The organism is Flavobacterium sp. CS20 (assembly GCF_018080005.1).
Classification (GTDB): domain Bacteria; phylum Bacteroidota; class Bacteroidia; order Flavobacteriales; family Flavobacteriaceae; genus Psychroflexus.
The window spans coordinates 1,295,048-1,314,714 of sequence record NZ_CP073015.1 but is presented as its reverse complement, the minus strand read 5'-3'; the positions used below and the strand labels follow the sequence as shown (position 1 = coordinate 1,314,714).

16 protein-coding genes and 1 pseudogene are annotated in these 19,667 nt (G+C 32.9%); 8 read left to right on the top strand and 9 right to left on the bottom strand.

Annotated features, from left to right (window positions below; genetic code table 11):
* Window positions 1-21: 21 nt before the first annotated feature.
* From IGB25_RS06170 to IGB25_RS06150, 5 genes are all read left to right on the top strand, one after another.
* On the top strand, window positions 22-279 hold the full coding sequence (locus IGB25_RS06170) for a DUF3592 domain-containing protein (protein WP_211066867.1): 258 nt from the start codon (window positions 22-24) through the stop codon (window positions 277-279).
* An 11-nt stretch (window positions 280-290) separates the two neighbouring features.
* Window positions 291-1,307, top strand: a complete 1,017-nt coding sequence (locus tag IGB25_RS06165) for an ELWxxDGT repeat protein (protein ID WP_211066618.1) — start codon at window positions 291-293, stop codon at window positions 1,305-1,307.
* Window positions 1,308-1,327: 20 nt separating this feature from the next.
* Window positions 1,328-1,915 (top strand): T9SS type A sorting domain-containing protein, encoded by a 588-nt coding sequence (locus IGB25_RS06160; RefSeq protein ID WP_211066617.1) that lies wholly within the window; start codon window positions 1,328-1,330, stop codon window positions 1,913-1,915.
* A gap of 125 nt (window positions 1,916-2,040) precedes the next feature.
* Window positions 2,041-2,859: a hypothetical protein gene (locus tag IGB25_RS06155; protein WP_211066616.1), complete on the top strand. Its 819-nt coding sequence runs from the start codon at window positions 2,041-2,043 to the stop codon at window positions 2,857-2,859.
* A 104-nt stretch (window positions 2,860-2,963) separates the two neighbouring features.
* Complete coding sequence (locus IGB25_RS06150; protein ID WP_211066615.1) at window positions 2,964-3,893, top strand: hypothetical protein; 930 nt, start codon at window positions 2,964-2,966, stop codon at window positions 3,891-3,893.
* Between the two features lie 222 nt (window positions 3,894-4,115).
* Here IGB25_RS06150 and IGB25_RS06145 read toward each other — a convergent pair whose 3' ends face one another.
* The 5 genes from IGB25_RS06145 to IGB25_RS06125 all read right to left on the bottom strand — a co-directional run bounded on the left by IGB25_RS06145 (window position 4,116) and on the right by IGB25_RS06125 (window position 9,656).
* The gene (locus tag IGB25_RS06145) at window positions 4,116-6,125 is read right to left on the bottom strand and encodes a cytochrome c biogenesis protein CcdA (RefSeq protein ID WP_211066614.1); all 2,010 of its coding nucleotides are present in this window, start codon (window positions 6,123-6,125) and stop codon (window positions 4,116-4,118) included.
* Window positions 6,098-7,414: a tRNA lysidine(34) synthetase TilS gene (gene tilS / locus IGB25_RS06140; protein WP_211066613.1), complete on the bottom strand. Its 1,317-nt coding sequence runs from the start codon at window positions 7,412-7,414 to the stop codon at window positions 6,098-6,100. Before tilS ends, IGB25_RS06145 begins: the two co-directional genes overlap by 28 nt.
* 81 nt (window positions 7,415-7,495) lie before the next feature.
* Window positions 7,496-8,794 carry an anthranilate synthase component I family protein gene (locus IGB25_RS06135; RefSeq protein WP_211066612.1) on the bottom strand — a complete coding sequence of 433 codons (1,299 nt, stop codon included), beginning with the start codon at window positions 8,792-8,794 and terminating at the stop codon, window positions 7,496-7,498.
* Window positions 8,795-8,797: 3 nt separating this feature from the next.
* A complete protein-coding gene (locus IGB25_RS06130; protein WP_211066611.1) occupies window positions 8,798-9,334 on the bottom strand; it encodes an NADPH-dependent FMN reductase in 537 nt (178 codons plus the stop codon).
* A gap of 124 nt (window positions 9,335-9,458) precedes the next feature.
* The gene (locus IGB25_RS06125) at window positions 9,459-9,656 is read right to left on the bottom strand and encodes a hypothetical protein (RefSeq protein WP_211066610.1); all 198 of its coding nucleotides are present in this window, start codon (window positions 9,654-9,656) and stop codon (window positions 9,459-9,461) included.
* A 639-nt stretch (window positions 9,657-10,295) separates the two neighbouring features.
* Here IGB25_RS06125 and IGB25_RS06120 point away from each other — a divergent pair.
* The 3 genes from IGB25_RS06120 to IGB25_RS06110 all read left to right on the top strand — a co-directional run bounded on the left by IGB25_RS06120 (window position 10,296) and on the right by IGB25_RS06110 (window position 16,081).
* Window positions 10,296-11,942, top strand: a complete 1,647-nt coding sequence (locus IGB25_RS06120; protein ID WP_211066609.1) for a glycosyltransferase family 39 protein — start codon at window positions 10,296-10,298, stop codon at window positions 11,940-11,942.
* Between the two features lie 198 nt (window positions 11,943-12,140).
* The gene (locus tag IGB25_RS06115; protein ID WP_211066608.1) at window positions 12,141-15,686 is read left to right on the top strand and encodes a methylmalonyl-CoA mutase family protein; all 3,546 of its coding nucleotides are present in this window, start codon (window positions 12,141-12,143) and stop codon (window positions 15,684-15,686) included.
* A 197-nt stretch (window positions 15,687-15,883) separates the two neighbouring features.
* A complete protein-coding gene (locus tag IGB25_RS06110) occupies window positions 15,884-16,081 on the top strand; it encodes a hypothetical protein (protein WP_211066607.1) in 198 nt (65 codons plus the stop codon).
* Between the two features lie 83 nt (window positions 16,082-16,164).
* Here IGB25_RS06110 and IGB25_RS06105 read toward each other — a convergent pair whose 3' ends face one another.
* The 4 genes and pseudogenes from IGB25_RS06105 to IGB25_RS06090 form a co-directional block, all read right to left on the bottom strand.
* Window positions 16,165-16,779 (bottom strand): WbqC family protein, encoded by a 615-nt coding sequence (locus IGB25_RS06105; protein ID WP_211066606.1) that lies wholly within the window; start codon window positions 16,777-16,779, stop codon window positions 16,165-16,167.
* Window positions 16,780-18,347, bottom strand: a pseudogene (gene lepB / locus IGB25_RS06100) (signal peptidase I).
* Between the two features lie 19 nt (window positions 18,348-18,366).
* Entirely contained in the window at window positions 18,367-19,077 is a 711-nt protein-coding gene (gene dapB, locus IGB25_RS06095) for a 4-hydroxy-tetrahydrodipicolinate reductase (protein ID WP_211066605.1), read from the bottom strand.
* Window positions 19,077-19,661, bottom strand: a complete 585-nt coding sequence (locus IGB25_RS06090) for a DUF5683 domain-containing protein (protein ID WP_211066604.1) — start codon at window positions 19,659-19,661, stop codon at window positions 19,077-19,079. Before IGB25_RS06090 ends, dapB begins: the two co-directional genes overlap by 1 nt.
* Between the last annotated feature and the right edge of the window lie 6 nt (window positions 19,662-19,667).

Genomic DNA, 19,667 nt, shown 5'->3' with positions numbered 1-19,667 from the left:
ACTGTTTATAAAAACCAACGAATATTTTTTTCAAACTCAAAACAGTACAGGTTAAAACACATTAGAGAGTTTAGAAGCAAGTATTCGCCAGGACAACAAGTTGAGGTTTTTTACAATCCAAATAAACCAAAAATGGCAGTTTTAGAACCGGGACGAAAAGACGGTATTGTCTTAGCAGTTGTAATAACATCGGTAAGTTTTATTTATGGCTACATCGCTTTTTTTAACCAAGATCTTTATACAGAAATCACAGAAAAACTATTTCAATTATTTAATTAAAAACCATGATTATGAAAACAACATTAGACTCAAAAACAGGCATACATGTTCTATTTTTTTTAATTTTCGAGTTAAGCTTTTCCCAAGCAACTTTACTTAAAGATATTTATCCTGGATCAGGAAGCAGTAATCCTTCAGGATTTTTTAAATATAATAACGAACTCCTGTTTTCTGCTCAAGACGCTAACAACAATAAAGAATTATGGAAAACAGATGGAACATTAAACGGAACAGCTCTAGTTAAAGAAATAAGTCCGGGATTATTATATGGCAGTAATCCTGGAGGTTTTAAAGAAATGAATGGTATTGTATATTTTGGTGCGGATGATGGTGTAACTGGTTCAGAACTTTGGAGGACAGATGGAACAGAACAAGGAACTCAACGGGTAAAAGATATTAATCCTGGATCAGGAAACTCAATAGGTGGTGTTGGTTCGGGAGTTGTTTTTATGAATGAATTGTATTTTGTTGCTAACTCTGCATCTAATAATTTAAGTGAACTTTGGAAAACTGATGGAACAGAAAATGGTACCGTTTTAGTTAAAAGTTTTATGCCATTTTCGTATTATTCTTCTAATACTTCTAATCTTATGGTTGGGCCAAACGGCAATGAAATATTTTTTACCGCTGATGATGGTTCAGGATTTTATTTATGGAAAACAGATGGAACCAGTTCTGGAACAGTAAAAGTAAAATCACTTTACAACACACCTTCATACAGAATAGGAAATTTTGGAATTATTAATTCTGAAATATGTTTTACCGCTTATAACTATTCAGGGGAACAATCTTTATGGAAATCTGATGGAACAGTTGCAGGAACACTAATATATTATGACAATTTACCTGTTGGCAATGTTTCTGTCATTAATTCAAAAGTATTTAATAATAAGTTATATTTTAATGCTTATTCTACGGTTTACGGTACTGAATTATGGACTACTGATGGTACATATTCGGGAACACAAATGCTTAAAGATATAATACCTGGGACTACTTCTAGCTCTCTAGTTACTTCTTTGAATTAAATAACGAGTTGATTTTTCAAGTGAGTAAATTTCCAGGAACCGAAATATGGAAGACAGATGGAACTGAATTAGGCACACAATTTGTCATAGATATTCACCCTGGATATGATGGTTCAATATATTCCACATATCCTATTCCTGAATTAAATAAATTTTATTTCACAGGAGATGATGGAACTGGAAGATCGCTATGGGAAAGTAACGGAACAGCTTCAGGTACAATATCTTTGTTTGATATATCAGAATCAGATTTACCATTAATAAGCGTCGTCAGCTTTTTAAATAATAAATTACTTTTTACAAAAGAATCAACTTCTGAAGGATTTGAATTATGGTCTTTTGATGCCACTTTAGGCGTTGTAGATAAAGCAATATTTAATAATTCAATCTATCCGAATCCCATTACCAATACGTTGTTTTTTAAGACTCCCTTATCTGCGAATCATCAACTGCAAGTAATTAACCAATTAGGACAACAAGTTTTACTGCAAAACAGCAATGCGTCAGCCACATCGTTAGATGTTTCAAACCTATCCAAAGGGCTCTATTTTTTAAATATTATTTCTGAAAATAACGAAAAACAAACCCTCAAATTCATTAAAAACTAAAACCACAAAAACAGTGATCAATAAAATTTTATAAAATGAAACACCCATGAGAATTGCATTAGCACACAAGAGAATAGTTATTCAGGGTGTTCCATCTGACCTCTTTAAACAATAAATATAAACAGATGAAAATAAAAATAATTATAGTATTGGCATTGTATAGCATGGGGCATTTTGCTATAGCTCAAAACGTAATTCCTGTAAAACTGGAAATCGAAAAAGAAATTCCCGGAGAAACCTTCCCGAATACAGGTCTTAAATTAGAATTCTGGATTGAAGAGCAAAACAAATTTATTAGTCTTGATACTACTCAAACGAAAATGCTCCTATTTGAAGATGATTTAGGAACTGATATTTTAAAAGCACATCAAAAGACCATTTCTGAGTATGAAAAACAACAGCAAGAAACTGGGTATAGCGATTTTTATGTAAGTAACAAAAACATAATTGATCTTGCAAACACGCGGGCTTTAAATGATGCTATTGGTTTTAAACTACTGCTTTCCAGTTCAGTATTGCCAGCCGAAAAAGCTAAAGAGTTGCATATAAAAGCAGTTATTGCATACTTCGCTGAAGATGCATCAGCCCCAGATCAAAGCACAATTATTCAAAATTTCACACCAGAGAATGAAGTTGCCAACTGGCAAGGCAAGCCTATTACTATCGTTAAAAATGGATCGCGTTCTTCTGATGGAAATAATGAAAGAAATATTGGCTATTCCCTGCAAAACTCAGATATAGGGGTAGCAGTAAAAGAAATAGACATGGTGGACAACTCCGGGAACATGATTAAAAATTTGGGGTATATCTACATGGAAGAAGGTAAATTAAATTTCGAGATACCCGAGAAGCTACTTTCTACCCCGTTAAATTTAAAATTCACCTATACGCCTTTAAAAAGTGTGTCATTACCAATCGATACACGAATAAGCATTGGATTATAATGACGATATATAATGACATAAACATGACTTAAAAAATAATCACTAACACCATTGAAAATATGCTAATTACATCAGACTTTTTAATAATCAATAAATATATACCTATGAAAAAAAATCTAAAAATTATTGTTATTCTTTTGCTTGTTACTTCCTATGTGGGCTTTTCGCAAACGCCAGAACAGCAAAAAATGATAGAACAAGCATTAGAAAAAGCAAATAAAGAGATAGAAAAAGCAAAAAAAATGCAAGATAGTATTATGAATACGCCTGAGTATAAAGAGCTGGAAAAAGAGGTGCAACGAATAATAAATGACCTGGCAGAATATGAGAAAAAAGCAAAAAAAGAGGAAGAAAATATTAAAGAGGAAGAAAATATAAAGGTGAAGAAAAAGGTTAAACCTGCAAGTTCCGAACCAAAAATAGAGAATTACCCATTTGGCAGTTTGAACGTTAATGTTACGGTGATTCCTATGGGGATGAGTACGCCCGTGAAAATTGGAACCATGTCTAAATCGGGAGACATCAATTTTGATTTTCCCAAAGTGCTTGAAAATACATCTATCGAATCCTCAAAAATTCAGGACGCTATATCTTCGCAATGCGATAAGGATGGAGCCATTGTTGAAGAAAAGGACGATATCTTGTCACGTGAGTCGGGGATCATATCACTTTGGACCGATAAAGACCGTTTTGTAGGCACTATTTATGCCGTTTCAGATGAAGACTTAATAGCATGGGTTGATGATCCGTTTTATATCAATCCAGTTTTAGGTTCGTTCTTTAAGCTCATTTATGTGGCTTCAGATTTTCAATACAACACCCATTGTACCCAAACACGGATGCTCGACACCGGTAATGCACAAATCACCTACCAATATAATTTAAACCTAAAAGCAGGCTTTAATTTTATTGAATACAAGATTGAACATATTTATAAATCAAATATAAATGGGGTGGCATCATTTCCAGATAAAGTGTCTGTTACCTCAGTCAGCGGCATTCCAAAATGTCAATGGATAGGGCGATACTTTTAATACTAATCAAAAGGTTTAAAGTTGTTTTAACTGGAGAACCATAATTCTGGCAACGGTCTGCAAGTGCCAATGGTTGGAAAAAAGGGGTCAAGCAAAAAGTTTGTGGGGTAAGATAAATTTTTAAAAATTTGTATATAAATAAATATACAAAATATCACAAAACCAAATTATGATAAAAAAAATATTTCAAGCACAATTTCTTTTTATCAATTTGTCTATTATTTAATTTTCAGCCTGAATCCCATTTTCCAACCACTCCAAAAACACATCTGCATCAGGCTCATAGCCAGTGGGTTGATTGAGTAAATTCAAATCGCTGTCCATTAATACATAATAGGGCTGAGAATTATTTTTAAAATTCACCGTTTGAAACGTCGCCCATTTGTCGCCAATGGTTTTAATGGTTTTAATGGTTCCGTTTTGCTTTTTATAGTTAAACTGCTCATCTTTTGGCAATTCAGTGCGTTTATCGACATAAAGCGAAATCAAAATCACATCGTTTTGTAATGTCTCCAAAACTTGGGGTTCGCTCCATACTTGCTCTTCCATTTTACGACAATTTACACAGGCCATTCCTGTAAAATCTATCAATATAGGTTTTCCTGAAGCTTTGGCGTGAGCGAGTCCTTTGTCAAAATCTTTATAGGCGGTTAAACCTAATGGACCTGAACTATCTTTGTCGTACAAGCTGTAATTTAATGGTGGCGGAAAACCACTTAAGAGTTTCAGATTAGCATAAGACGACTGAGTTAATCCTGGGACGAGATAAATCACAAACGCTATAATAATCAGCGATGTAAAAATTCTACCTTTACTCAGTTTGATGGTTTTAGCATCGTGCGGAAATTTGATTTTACCTAAGAGATAAAGCACCATAGCAATACCAACAATGATCCAAATGGCAATAAATATTTCACGTTTCAGCAAACCCCAGTTTTCAACCAAATCGGCGTTGGATAGAAATTTGAATGCCAGACCAACTTCCAAAAAGCCTAAAACGACTTTAACGGTATTCAGCCAACCACCACTTTGTGGCATCGCCTTTAACCAGTTAGGAAACAAAGCAAATAAAGCAAAGGGTAAAGCAAGAGCCAAACCAAAACCGCCCATACCAAAGCTCAATTGAATAGCACCACCATCAGCAGTTAAGGAGCCACCAAGCAACGAACCAAGAATTGGTCCAGTACAAGAAAAAGAGACAATAGCTAAAGTCAATGCCATAAAAAATATGCCTACAATACCACCAAAACTCATGGCTTTTTGATCCATACGATTACTCCAAGATTGTGGTAATGTGATTTCGTAATAACCAAAAAACGAAAAAGCAAAAGCCATAAAAATGATAAAAAAGATGATGTTTAAAACTGTGTTGGTAGAAATGTTGTTTAAAATCTCTGGATTGACACTGTCTAATAAATGAAAAGGCAAGCTTAGTAAAAGATATATTCCAAAAATGAATAATCCATAAAGTATGGCATTGATTTTACCAATCTTCGGGGTTCGTGCACCTTTGGTGAAAAATGAAACCGTGAGCGGAATCATAGGAAATACACAAGGTGTCAACAAAGCTAAAAGTCCACCGATAAATCCAAGAAAAAACAGCATCATATACGATTGTTCTTCATTGGTTGAGCTGATCAATTCTGGGTTTTTTATATCTAACTTTAAGGAATTAGTCAAGTTGACATCTGTTTCATCAACTTCCAAATCTTGACCTAAATTTTGAAATGAACCATCAGGATTAATTTGTAACCTGAAGGTATGTGTTTCTGGTGGCAAGCAACGCTTATCATCACAAACCGAATACATAACATCTACTTCAATAGGTTGGTCAAACGAAGTTATTTCAACCTTTTGGGTAAAAGCAACTTTCTCTTCAAAATATTTTAAATCGGTTTCAAAAGTTTCATCATAAGCTTCTATACCTTCGGGTTCATAGGTTGTACCAACCAACTGATAGTGCTTTTGATTTTTAAAGGTAAATTCGGTTGGAATTGGACCAATGACATCTTCACCTAAAGCTCTCATTGACGGCAAGTGCCAGCCTTCTTCTAATTCAGCGATAAATGCTAAAGTAAAAAGGCTGTCAGATTTTGTGACATTGGCTTTCCATTCAATGGGTTCTAAAACTTGATTTTGCGAGCCAAAATTGATTTGGGCAGTTGTATTAAAACTCAATAAAATAAAGCTGAATAATAAAAAGCTTATTTGAAATAGGTTATTTTTAAACATTGTGTTGTCTTATCAGTAATTTTATAGCGGTCGTCAATTCTTTGATTAACTACCCAAATGATGTCTTGATTGTGGCAAAGCACCCAAATTTGAGCCTTTTCTTTAGTGCTTAGTTTTTCATCTTTCAGAAAGTCGCTTAATTTTCGCTTTCCTTGCATGCCTAACGGACAAAAATAGTCACCTATTTTATATGGACGAAGCAAAAGTTCAGTTTTAAGTAAATCTTTAGAAATAAAAGCAATATTTGGGTTGGCTTTATCAAAATTGTCAGTGATTTCAAATCGCAGTTTTCCTTCTGAAAATGCTATGGTTTTAGGAAGATTTTCTAAATTAATTGTAATGGGGTCTTTATCAACTTTATTTAAAACAAAAAGTTCTAAAAATCCACGTTCTTTAACCAATTTATGGCTCGGTGACTTGACAAATTTACCGACTTGAGCTGTTGTTAAATTGTAAATGCTATCCCAATCTGTGAACCCAAAATCTTTTAATAATTCAATCAATAAGTTTTTAGGATTTGAAAAGGTTTCTAAAGCTTTGATGTCAAATTGATACGAGTCTTCTGTTTGTTTAACTATTTGTTTAAAAGCAATATTCAAATAATCATCAAGCAATTCATGTTGACGTTTAATATTGCTTTGTGTGGTTTTAAAACGGGCGTGTAAATTATCATCATGTTTTTCAAAAAAAGGAATCAAATGGTGCCGAATCACATTGCGAAGATAGTTGTCAGACGCATTGCTTTGGTCTTCTCGCCATTTTAGGTTTTTTGAATGAGCATAATTTAAAATATCTTGTCTTGTAAACTCAAGCAGAGGTCTTATTATATTATTTCGCTTTTTAGAAATTCCCGTTAAACCTTTAATTCCCGTGCCACGAAAGGAGTTGATCAAATAGGTTTCTAAATCATCATCGGCGTGATGTGCGGTCATAACAATATCATAATTTTCTTTTTCTAAACAATCTTCAAACCATCGATATCGAATTTCTCTAGCGACTTCTTGTGTAGAAAGTTGATGAGACTTGGCGTAATCTTTCGCATTTTTTTCTAAAACAAAAATGGGTCGGCTTAATGCTTGAGCTAAATTTTCTAAAAACTTTTGGTCTGCATCACTTTCTTTTCCACGCAGTTTAAAATTGACATGACAAATGCCAAACTTCAAACCTAAAACATGACACAAGTGAATCAAAACCGTCGAGTCTAAACCACCACTCGCAGCAATTAAAAACCTTTTGTTTTCTGCTTCAGGAACAAGGTATTGAATTTGTTTTTGAAATGAACTTTGCATTGAATTAAAAGTGGTTATGGACTTAAAATACAAAACTAACCAAAATCCTTAGCGTCTTGGCGTCTTAGCGTGAAAAAAATTCTAAGATACTTGCCCGTTTTTTAACACTTCCATCAAAGCTTTAGCTTTAACCAAACATTCCTCATATTCATTTTCAGGAATAGATTGATGTGTTATGGCACTACCAACCATCAAGCTGGTATATTTTTTTAAAGAATTGTGTAAAATACTCCGGATGACCACATTAAAATCAAAATCAAATTCGGGAGTAATGTAGCCAATGCAACCACTGTATAAACCACGTTTGGTCGATTCTAAATTTTCTATAATTTGCATAGCTGAGACTTTTGGTGCTCCTGTCATACTGCCCATCGGAAATGTGGCTTTCAAAATATCTTTTAAACCGATTTCAGGTTTGAGTTCAGCTGAAATTGTGGAAATCATTTGATGAACTTGCTTGAAACTGTAAATTTTGCAAAGGTCATCAACTTTTACGCTATTTTTTTTAGCAATTTTAGACAAATCATTGCGTACCAAATCCACAATCATCACATTTTCAGCAATCTCTTTTGGGTCTTTTTGGAGTTTGAGTTTGTAGTTTTTGTCTATTTCGGAGTCTTTATGTCGCTTCGCCGTTCCTTTTATGGGCTGAGAAACGAGCTGTTGATTAGATTTTTTCAAAAACCGCTCTGGACTTGCACCTAAAGCAAACTGATGTTCATGTTTAAAAAAACAAGCAAAAGGAGGTTGTGAAATGTCGTTTAAGTTTTGAAAACAATTCTGTGGATTCAATTGATGGTTTTCTGCAAAAAACTCTTGGCAAAAATTCATCTCGTAAATATCTCCACGTTGAATGTGTTTTAACACCTCTTCTACTTTTGAAAGATAGGTTGTTTTTGAAATTTTCGGGATTAGGTTGGTGTTTTGGAATGCATTGTTACTTGATAAAACATCTTGATTTTCAATAGATTTAAGGTCGTCTTCTATTTCATCAGCAAGCATATTCAAATACAGACATTCAACGCAATTATCCTTAATTAAAAACAATTTCTGCGGTTGAAAAAAATACAAATCTGGAAACTCTAAACCATCATCATTTTTAGATTTTAAATCTTCTATACCATTTTTGATATCATAACTCAAATAACCAAAAATCCAATCTTGGGTTTGTTGTTGATATTCTTCTAAAGCGTCTAAAGCCTGAGTATAATCAGTTTTAATTGCCGTAAAAGCTTCTATGGCTAAAATGGCATCGTAGTCAGCATTTGCATCTTTATTGGAGTTAAGCCAAACAATATCTTCAAATTGAGCCGACCAATGAAAAAGCTGATTTTTAAAAGCTTCAATATCTCGTGGTGAAAATTTATGTGAAGTTCTCAAAGACTAATCAATTTCTTTAATAAAAGTATTTAAAGCTTTTTTAAATTCTTCATTTTGTGCTTTATCTGTAATGCCTTCTTCTTCAGAAAAACTGTGATTAAATGAAGTTAGAGCAAAATTTGATACAACTTCAGCACCAAAACGTGGCAAGATATCAACGGTGTAATCATTAGCCATTTTTGCTCCACCTCGACCAGAAGAAGTGCTGATGATGAATACCTTTTTGTTTTTTAAAAAATCTCTATCATGTCTTGATAACCAATCTATACAATTTTTAAAAAAAGCCGATAAACCACCGTTGTGTTCATTGACTGAAATCAACAAAGCATCAGCATTTTGAATGTGTTTGTTGAGTTTTTTAATAGATTTAGGAAAGCCTTGTTTTTCTTCTACATCTGCACTATACATGGGAATATCGAAATCTTTTAAATCGATTAATTCGACCTTGTGATCACTGATTTGAGAAGCAACATAAGAAACCAATTTAAAATTGATTGATGTTGAGCTGTTTGACCCTGCAAAAGCCAATATGTTTTTCATAGTTTACTAATTTTAAAGCAAAAGTAAGTTATGCTAAAGACATAAAAAATACTTATATTAAAACTTTGAAGGATGAGTAATAATAAAAAAAACCGCCCCAAAAGGCGGTTGATAAAATGAAAAATTAAGGATTCAGATAAACCTGACATCGATTGAGTTCAGGGTTTTGAAAAATCAGGGAATTGATAAAAATTCTAAGTTCTTCAATTTCATGAGGTAAAAGTCTTTTGACGGCTTTTTCTACTTCTCTACAAAACAATTTGGCATCAAAAGAAACTTTTCTCAAAACTTCCTTTGTATATTCAAACATTGCTCTTGCCATGATGTTTAAATTTTAAGGTTAAGTAGTTTTATGCCATAAATTTTATTTTTTTGGTTGTCTAATTTAAGTAAATATTTCAAAAAAAAATGTTAATTCAATTAAAAAAAAGCACAATTAAAATTAAAAATATGGTAGATAGTTGTCTAAGAGTTTATTGGTAAATTCTTTTTGAAAAAAAAATTAAAATAACGTGAGTTCGTTATAAATTCCAATAAAATATTTTCATATAAAATAAAGATATTTAATCATTTGTCATGTCGAAAGAGCAAAGCATGAGCGACGAGACATCTCAGTAGGATGAGATTTCTCCTCATTCTTCGTTCGAAATGACAAAATTTGCATACAAAAATATGTAATCATCTGATTTACAGCTTTAAATAAATATAACTCACGTTAAAATAAATCTATTTAAAGAAATAAAATGATATTTAATTCTTATTTTATATGTTTTAATACATTGATAATCAAATAAATATATTAAGTTGTTAAGTCAAAGTGTGATGGTTTGTGTTAAAAAAAAGTTTTGGCAAAATAAATAAGAAATGTTTTTTTAATTCGTTTTATGATTTAGCAACCACTAAATTATACACATAATAATAATTTTGAAACTCCTTTTTTAATACTACTGCTTATTAGATTATGGCACTAAAAATATCTTCACCCAACAAAATATATGTTTTACTTAGTTTAATTTTCTTGATGTCATTGTTGGTTTTGGGCTCGTATAGCCTTACAGAAAGCAGTGAAGCTCGATATGCCGAAATTGGTAGAGAAATACTTATAAATCATGATTATATACATCCAGAGTTGTTGGAAATAAAACATTATCACAAGCCACCATTAACCTATTATTTAGTTGCACTTGGTTACAAAATATTTGGTATAAATGAATTTGGAGCAAGGTTTTTTCTTCAAATTGCATTGGTGTTACAAATATTTTTTATGTATAAAATTGCTCAAGTTTTGTTTGACAATATTAAGATTTCATTTTTTTCAGCCATTATTTATTTTTCTTTTCCAATTATTTTAATATCAACCAATAATCTTACTACAGATGCTTTTTTAACAACATTTGAAATAATCGGTATTTATTTTTGGCTGTTGTATAAACAGAAGCATAAAATATACGGTCTCTATCTTTCTGCAGTGGCTTTGGGTTTAGGTTTTTTGACTAAAGGTCCTGTTGTGTTGTTGCCATTTGTGGTGTTTGTAATAACTTATTTTATTATTTTTAAGAAAAAATTCAAGTTTAATTATCACCTTTTTTTATCTGTTTTGATTTTTTTGGGAATTTCTGTATCCTGGTTTGCAATAGTTGTAAAAGAAACCCCAGAATTATGGGACTATTTTTTCAAAAAACATACCATTGAAAGAGCTTTAAATGCTGAAACGTTTAATCGAGACAAGCCGTTTTGGTATTTTTTGGTTTTGATTCCTGCTTTAGGTTTTCCTTGGGTAATATTTTTAATCTTTCAAGTTATAGATTATTTTAAAAAGAACTTTTCAATTAATCCTAAAGTAAAATTTTTATTGATCAATTTGGGTGTTGTTTTACTTTGTTTTTCATTGTTTAGCTCAAAACGGGTGTTATATATTTTGCCCATATTTATATATTTAGCAATACTATCAAGTTATTTGATTTACCATTCAAAAAATAAATTTATTAAGTATTTTATCAAAACCTATAAGGTATTATTTGTAATTCTTTTTGTAGGTTTTACTGTGGCTTATTTTTTGAGTTTATTAAAAATCAAATCTCTTTATTTTATTTTTTTACTCCTGTTTTTTGTGGCGACCATAATCTATTCAAATTTAAACCTAATTAAATCTCAATATTCAAAATTGATGAGTTTAAGTTTCTTGTTTATTATGATGATATTGGTTACCTTTAGAGTTGTAGGTAATCAAAATCCAAACTTAATCAATAGCACAAAGTCTTTGGCTAAAGAAATAAGGGATTTAGAAAACAAAGCAGGAAAGCACAAAGTTGCCGTTTTTGACAAGAGACTTTCATCAATGCCATTTTATTTGCACGAAAAAACTATACAAATACATCTTGATAGATACGACACCAAAAGAGAAGTTAGGTTTGAAAAAGATACAAATTATCAAAACTATTATTGGAATTTAGAAAATGATAATGATTTTAAAAAGCTGATTGATTTTTTAGAATATAACAAAGGACTCTTGGTTGTTAAATGTTCAAAAGATATCGTTTCTGATATTCAGAAATATTTAGATGATATGCAAATAAAAAAAGTAGATCGGTGGTGTATATATTATTGATGATTTTATATGAAATCACAAATCCATAATTTTAGTAAAAAACCACTATTTGACTCCCTTATAAGCCTGAAATGAATTGCCTATATAAATTCAGGTGATTTATTTTTAAAAGAATCTTACTTTTAGCTTATATAAGACGCATATTATTTGTAAATTCTTAAATTTACAAACGTTTTTTGATAAAATCTATAATTGACTATGCAACAGACTAAAATTTACAAACCTAAACATAATGTAAGAATCGTTACAGTCGCTTCATTGTTTGATGGTCACGATCTTGCAATCAACATTATGCGTCGCATTATTCAATCCACAGGTGTAGAAGTGATTCATCTTAGCCACGATAGAAGTGTTGATGAAGTAGTGAATTGTGCCATTCAAGAAGATGCCAATGCTATAGCTATGACATCCTATCAAGGCGGTCACAACGAGTATTTTAAATACATGTATGATTTACTTCAAGAGAAAGGAGCATCCCATATCAAGATTTTTGGTGGTGGTGGCGGTGTCATTCTTGAGGAAGAAATCAAAGAACTTATGGACTACGGCATTACTCGAATTTATTCACCAGACGACGGTCGGGAAATGGGTTTGCAGGGGATGATTAATGATTTGGTGAAAGCTTCTGAAACCCCACTTGATCTCCCTAAAGGAGAGAAAGCCTTACCTGCTAATTATGACGCTTCTCAGTTGAAAAAAATGTCTTCAAACCAAGTTTTAAATTCTTTAAAGAAAAAAGAAGTGACTACCATTTCAAGGCTAATATCATTAGCCGAAAATAACCAGAAAGATTATAAAAAAGTCTTTCCCTCGAGGGAAGATTTAGATGGGGCTTCCAATGGGGCATCAGTTCCTATTTTGGGCATCACTGGAACAGGCGGTTCTGGAAAATCTTCTTTGGTCGATGAATTGGTTCGTCGGTTTTTAGTGGATTTTGATGATAAAACTTTAGGCATCATTTCTGTTGACCCATCTAAACGTAAAACAGGTGGTGCTTTACTCGGCGACAGAATTCGGATGAATGCTATCAATTCACCTCGTGTTTATATGCGGTCTTTAGCAACAAGGCAATCCAACTTAGCATTGTCTAAATATGTTCAAGATGCTGTTGAAGTGCTTAAAGCGGCTCAATTTGATATGATTATTCTCGAAACTTCTGGTATTGGGCAAAGTGATACCGAAATTCTCGATCATTGCGATGTTTCGCTTTATGTGATGACGCCAGAATTTGGGTCTGCCACACAACTTGAAAAAATAGATATGCTAGATTTTGCAGATTTGGTTGCGATTAACAAATTTGACAAACGCGGAGCAAAAGATGCTCTACGAGACGTCAAAAAACAATACCAACGCAATCACAACCTTTGGGATGCGGATTTAGATTCACTTCCCGTTTACGGCACCATTGCATCTCAATTCAACGATCCTGGTATGAATATTCTATACAAAAAAATCATGGATTGTATGGAAGAAAAAACTTCATCTCAGCTAACAAGCAATTTTGAAATTTCAGATGAAATGTCTGAAAAAATCTATATCATTCCACCAAAACGAACAAGATATTTATCTGAAATTGCTGAAAACAATCGTGCTTATGACGACGATGTTGAAAACCAAGTGAAAGTTGCTCAACGGCTTTTTGGTATATACACTACTTTGGTTTCAACAGCTGAGGCTTCATCTTTAAAATTGGATTCAAATGGTATTGATGAAGACGATTTACAATCTTATATCACCAAAGAAAATAAAGAGTTTATCAAGCTTTTAAAAAGCGAATTTGATAAAGTGAAAATGGACTTAAATCCTTATCATTGGGAAAAAATTTTAAATTGGGATAAAGTTCAACAACGATATAACGATGAGGTTTATAGTTTTAAAGTCAGAGACAAAGAAATTAAAATCGAAACCCATACCGAATCTTTATCTCACCTAAAAATACCAAAAGTTGCTTTGCCAAAATATCAAGCTTGGGGCGATTTGCTCAAATGGATGCTACAAGAAAACGTGCCAGGGCAATTTCCTTACACCGCAGGTTTATATCCATTTAAACGAACAGGCGAAGACCCAACCCGAATGTTTGCTGGCGAAGGCGGACCAGAACGTACCAATAGAAGATTTCACTATGTCAGTCTCGGCTTGCCTGCAAAACGCCTTTCAACAGCATTTGATTCGGTAACACTTTACGGTAGCGACCCAGATTACAGACCAGATATTTATGGGAAAATAGGCAATGCTGGCGTGTCGATTTGTTGTTTAGACGATGCCAAAAAACTCTATTCAGGATTTGATTTGGCTGACCCGATGACTTCAGTAAGTATGACGATTAACGGTCCAGCACCAATGCTACTTGGCTTTTTTATGAATGCAGCTATTGACCAACAGTGTGAAAAATATATCAAAGAGAATGGTTTAGAAAAAGAAGTTGAAGCCAAAATCGAGACAATTTACAAGGATAAGAAGACTTCGATTCCAAGATATATTTGCAAAAATGGTAAAGCGTTTCTTCCCTTTGATAAGAAGCAAAATGGGCTTTTGCCAGAAGGCAACGACGGTTTAGGTTTGATGCTACTTGGCGTTACTGGCGATATGGTATTGCCGAAAGATGTGTATGAAAAGATAAAACAAGACACTATTTCTGTGGTTCGTGGAACGGTTCAAGCTGATATACTCAAAGAAGACCAAGCTCAAAACACTTGTATTTTTTCAACCGAATTTGCTTTGCGTTTAATGGGTGATGTGCAAGAATCGTTTATCAGAAATAAAGTTAGAAATTTCTATTCGGTTTCAATTTCGGGTTATCACATAGCTGAAGCTGGTGCCAATCCGATTACTCAATTGGCTTTAACCTTGTCTAACGGATTTACCTATGTGGAATATTACTTGAGTCGTGGAATGGATATCAATAAATTTGGACCGAATTTATCGTTCTTTTTTTCCAATGGTATTGATCCAGAATACGCAGTTATAGGTCGTGTTGCACGTAGAATATGGGCTAAAGCGATGAAAGAAAAATACAAAGCCAATCCACGAGCACAGATGTTGAAATACCACATCCAAACTTCTGGTCGTTCACTGCACGTTCAGGAAATAGATTTTAATGATATCAGAACCACACTTCAAGCTCTTTATGCCATTTATGATAATTGCAATTCATTGCACACCAATGCCTATGATGAAGCTATAACCACACCAACCGAAGAGTCAGTAAGACGTGCGATGGCGATTCAATTGATTATCAATAAAGAATTAGGTTTAGCCAAAAATGAAAACCCGATTCAAGGTTCGTTTATCATTGAAGAATTAACAGACTTGGTAGAAGAAGCCGTATTGCTTGAATTTGATAGATTGACTGAACGCGGTGGCGTTTTAGGTGCCATGGAAACGATGTATCAACGCAGTAAAATTCAAGAAGAAAGTTTGTATTATGAAACGCTTAAGCATAACGGTAAATTTCCTATCATTGGCGTCAATACGTTCTTGAGTAGCAAAGGTTCGCCAACGGTTAAGCCAAGAGAAGTCATTCGTGCAACGGAAGATGAAAAAGAATATCAAATTAACAACTTGAAAAATCTGCATAAAACCTATCAAGATAGGGCAGAAGATTTGTTGGACAATTTGAAGAAGACCGCTATCAAAAATGACAATATGTTTGACAGTTTGATGGAAGTTACTAAATACTGTTCTTTAGGACAAATAACCGATGCTTTGTTTGAAGTTGGTGGACAATATAGGCGGAATATGTGATAAGCCTCCTTAAATATATATAAAATACAGATATTTAATCATTTGTCATGTCGATAGAGCGAAGCATGAGCGACGAGACATCTCAGTAGGATGAGATTTCTCCTCATTCTTCGTTCGAAATGACAAAATTTGCTAACAAAAAGATGTAATTGTCTGATTTATAGCCTTAAATTAATCGAACTCACGTTAATTAACTAATGATATTTGAACCAATTCTAAAAAATTATAAGAATTCTTCTGATTATCATAAATTTGATTTATCAACTCAGTATTTAGAAAAGCTAAAAGTTGATATTGAAAATTATCAAGATGATTACCATAGAGTTTGTCATGCAGACGATTTACAATTTTATAAAAGTAATGGCAAACCTATAAGATTTTTTTTGGTTTTTTAATCAGCGAAAGTTTAAACTCTTTAAATTTTAAAAATTATAAAGTCGATTATTAAGATCATTATTTGGTGATAACTGAAATACAACTATAAATTTTTTAGATAATTCACACTCTCAGGATCCAAGTTAAAAAGCAAATCTAAAATGCTAAGATTAGAGATAAAACCATATTTATCTTCAAAGACTTGATGATATGGTTTGATGTTATAATCTGTTTTTGACTTGGCCTTGATAAGTTCTCTTTGATCATCAATGTCGTTATACTTTTCTACATATTCAGATGTCATTTCAATCTTGATATCTAAGTCTAATAAATCTAAAGTAGTTTTAAAGCAATTCAGATTAAAGTCAAACAAAGAATTGAATTTTTCTTTAAAAAGTGGCTCGATATCATCTTCAAAAAATTCAAAATACGGCGATGTACGATAAGCAGTTTCTAAGGATTTAAAATGCAAATTTTGCCAATAAAAATCATTTTCAATCTGACTTTCTCGGTATTTTAAACGTTGTTTTGAACCGCTGTGTTTTACAGGAATATTCAACATTAATTTACCGTTAGCACCATAAATATTTTGGCGATTTCTGTAAGACTGTTTTTGATAATTTTCAGTCGCTTCAATATAAATTTCTTTATACTCTACAAGTGATTTATAAAAACTTATAGGTCCAAAATACGGTAAACAAAAAATGGCATGTGACATTTAAGATTTTCGTTTTTTTCTAAAATAACTAAATCCTATAATTAAAACCAAACCGATAAGAAAATAAGGTAAATAAGACACGCGTTTGCCTTCACCTGAAACTGTGGTAAACATTCTGTCCCAACGAATTTTGCTTAAGCCCGATTTGTTTGGGTCTAAACTCAACCAAATAAAAACAGGTTTTCCTACAATATGGTTTTCAGGAACATAACCCCAAAATCGGCTGTCTTCACTGTTATGGCGATTATCACCCATCATCCAATAATAGTTTTGTTTAAATGTATAGCTTGTTATCGGTTCTTCATTGAGTAAAACTTGGTTGCCTTTGATGCTTATATTTTGTGTTTCACCCATTTCACGACCTTCATAAACTTCTATGATACGTTTGTAAAAGTCCACGCTATTGGTATCGATATCAACTGTTTGACCAGCTTCAGGAATATAAATTGGGCCAAAATTATCACGATTCCAATCGCGTTTAGCTTGATTTGGAAATACTTTTTTTGAAGGTTTTGTATCTGTTTTACTCCAAATGTCTTTAACTGCCGATTGCACATTTGGTAATTTTTTAAAGCGTTCAATTTTTGAGTTGGGAATAGCAATGGCTTTAAAAATGCCTTGCTCTCTATTGATAAATCCAAAACCGTCTGTAATATCATAACGGTTTTGTAAAGTATTTAGGTTAAAATTATCACCTTTGATGATATAGGAATACTGCAGATCAGCTCGTTCAGGAAGTTGAAGCGGTTGCCCGTTGGTGTAAACTTTTCCATTTTTAATTTCTAAAGAATCACCAGCAACACCAACAGCTCGCTTAACGTAATTTGATTTTTTATCGATGGGTTTTAAATAGTTTTTAGGTCCAGAATATCCAAAATACGTACGGTATCTATGGTCAAATTAAAAACGACAATATCATTGCGACTTACATCTTCAAATCCAGGCAAACGAAACATCGGCGACTGTGGTTTATTGGCATAAGATTTGATTTTAAGCCCAGGAATAGTGTCGTGAACCATTGGAAAAGCCAAGGCTGTTCCAGGTGTTCTTGCACCGTAATGAAACTTACTTACAAACAAAAAATCGCCAACAAGTAAGGATTTTTCAAGTGAAGACGTCGGAATGGTAAAAGGTTGTATAAAATACGTGTGAACTATCGTTGCTGCAACCACGGCAAAAACAATAGAACCGAGGGTTTCACCAGCTTTGGTTTTGGCTTTTAGCTCTCGATTTCCTTCATATTCGCTAGTGGTAAAGTAATTGATATAGTAGATGTACAATCCTAAAGTTACGACTGCCAAAATCCCATCTTTTGTGTCATTATAACCAAAACTTTTTGCGGTTTCAATCCAAATCACAGGAAACATCAATAGTTGAACAATGGGGATGAATAATAAAAATATCCACCACCACGGTCTATTGATAATTTTCATTAAAATATAAGCATTATAAACAGGAATTATGGCTTGCCAAGCTGAGCGACCTGCACGTTTATACAACTTCCAAGTCCCTAAAAAATGGATGACTTGAATTATCAAGATTAGAATTAAAATGTCAAATAAATTCATAGGATTTAATGTAAGATTTTTAAATATTAAGAACGTCGCTCATATCAAAGCAACCGTATTTATTGTGATTCACAAGCCATTCTGCGGCTAAAACGGCTCCGAGAGCAAATCCTTTTCTGCTGTGTGCGGTGTGTTTGATTTCAATATCGTCAATTTTAGATTTGTAACTGATTATGTGCGTACCAAAAATTCCTTTTTCTCTATAAGCTTCGATAGGAATATCTAAGTTGTTATTTGATTTAGGTGGATGCGACCATGTTTTATAATCAGAATGCTCTATGATTTGTTTAGCTAAACTGATAGCCGTACCACTTGGAGCATCTTTTTTTTCAAGGTGATGAATTTCAGAAATATCTACCTTGTAATCTTGTTGGGTTTTCATAATTTTAGCTAACATGGTATTGAGTTTAAAAAACAAATTTACACCAATACTAAAATTAGATGCATATAAAAATTTAGACTGATGTTGTTTAGCTAATTTTTTAGCGGTATCAAACTTGTCTAACCAACCTGTAGTGCCAGAAATCACAGGAATTTGGTGTTTGATACATTCTGAAATATTGTAAAAAGCGACTTCAGGAATGCTAAATTCAATGGCTACATCGGCTTTTTTGACTTGTTCGAAATCAGGTTTATTATTGGTTTTATAAACGATGTTATGATTTTGCTCTTTGGCTATTTCAGCAATGCTTTGTCCCATTTTTCCGTATCCTAAAAGTGCTATTTTCATCAGTTTAATTTTAAATTTAACGATAAACCAAAAGCCTGTTGACCCGTTGAAAAGTTTTGAACTTGATGTGGTCGCAAAGATAAATCATCAGAGATATTAAATTGGTTTAAATGGGCTTCTACATTAGCATCAATAATATTGAGAATGTAAGTCGCGATGGTTAATAATAATGATAAATCTCTGTTTTCTCTGAATAATTTCTGGGCTTCTACTAAATCATCATCGCTTAAAATTCCAATATACTCGTCGTTTTCAAAACCAGCCAATCGACTTTTATAGGCATCGCGGTAACGGTTGTATTTTGAATTATTATCAAAATAAAAATACATAGGTGTTCCAATTGCGAGGTAAACTAAAGGAATTTTCCAATAGCTTTTGTTATAAGCTTGACCTAAACCAGGCAATACCGCAGAATAAAATGCGGCTTTTGCTGGAGCATTAGCATCAAATGGATTGGCTTCAAAACTTTTGCTATCAACGGCTTTGTCAAATTGTAGCTCTTCGTTGACAGGAATACTATCATTTTGAGCAAAAATATTTCCTACAAAGCAAATGACGATAGCTATGAAAATTGTGTTTTTCAAGGTTTA

Bases quoted from the DNA above. Each gene is read 5' to 3' on its own strand.
- IGB25_RS06165 (WP_211066618.1), top strand. From the start codon at position 291: ATGAAAACAACATTAGACTCAAAAACAGGCATACATGTTCTATTTTTT.
- IGB25_RS06155 (WP_211066616.1), top strand. From the start codon at position 2,041: ATGAAAATAAAAATAATTATAGTATTGGCATTGTATAGCATGGGGCAT.
- IGB25_RS06150 (WP_211066615.1), top strand. From the start codon at position 2,964: ATGAAAAAAAATCTAAAAATTATTGTTATTCTTTTGCTTGTTACTTCC.
- IGB25_RS06145 (WP_211066614.1), bottom strand. From the start codon at position 6,125: ATGTTTAAAAATAACCTATTTCAAATAAGCTTTTTATTATTCAGCTTT.
- tilS (WP_211066613.1), bottom strand. From the start codon at position 7,414: ATGCAAAGTTCATTTCAAAAACAAATTCAATACCTTGTTCCTGAAGCA.
- IGB25_RS06130 (WP_211066611.1), bottom strand. From the start codon at position 9,334: ATGAAAAACATATTGGCTTTTGCAGGGTCAAACAGCTCAACATCAATC.
- IGB25_RS06125 (WP_211066610.1), bottom strand. From the start codon at position 9,656: ATGGCAAGAGCAATGTTTGAATATACAAAGGAAGTTTTGAGAAAAGTT.
- IGB25_RS06120 (WP_211066609.1), top strand. From the start codon at position 10,296: ATGGCACTAAAAATATCTTCACCCAACAAAATATATGTTTTACTTAGT.
- IGB25_RS06115 (WP_211066608.1), top strand. From the start codon at position 12,141: ATGCAACAGACTAAAATTTACAAACCTAAACATAATGTAAGAATCGTT.
- IGB25_RS06110 (WP_211066607.1), top strand. From the start codon at position 15,884: ATGATATTTGAACCAATTCTAAAAAATTATAAGAATTCTTCTGATTAT.
- IGB25_RS06105 (WP_211066606.1), bottom strand. From the start codon at position 16,779: ATGTCACATGCCATTTTTTGTTTACCGTATTTTGGACCTATAAGTTTT.
- dapB (WP_211066605.1), bottom strand. From the start codon at position 19,077: ATGAAAATAGCACTTTTAGGATACGGAAAAATGGGACAAAGCATTGCT.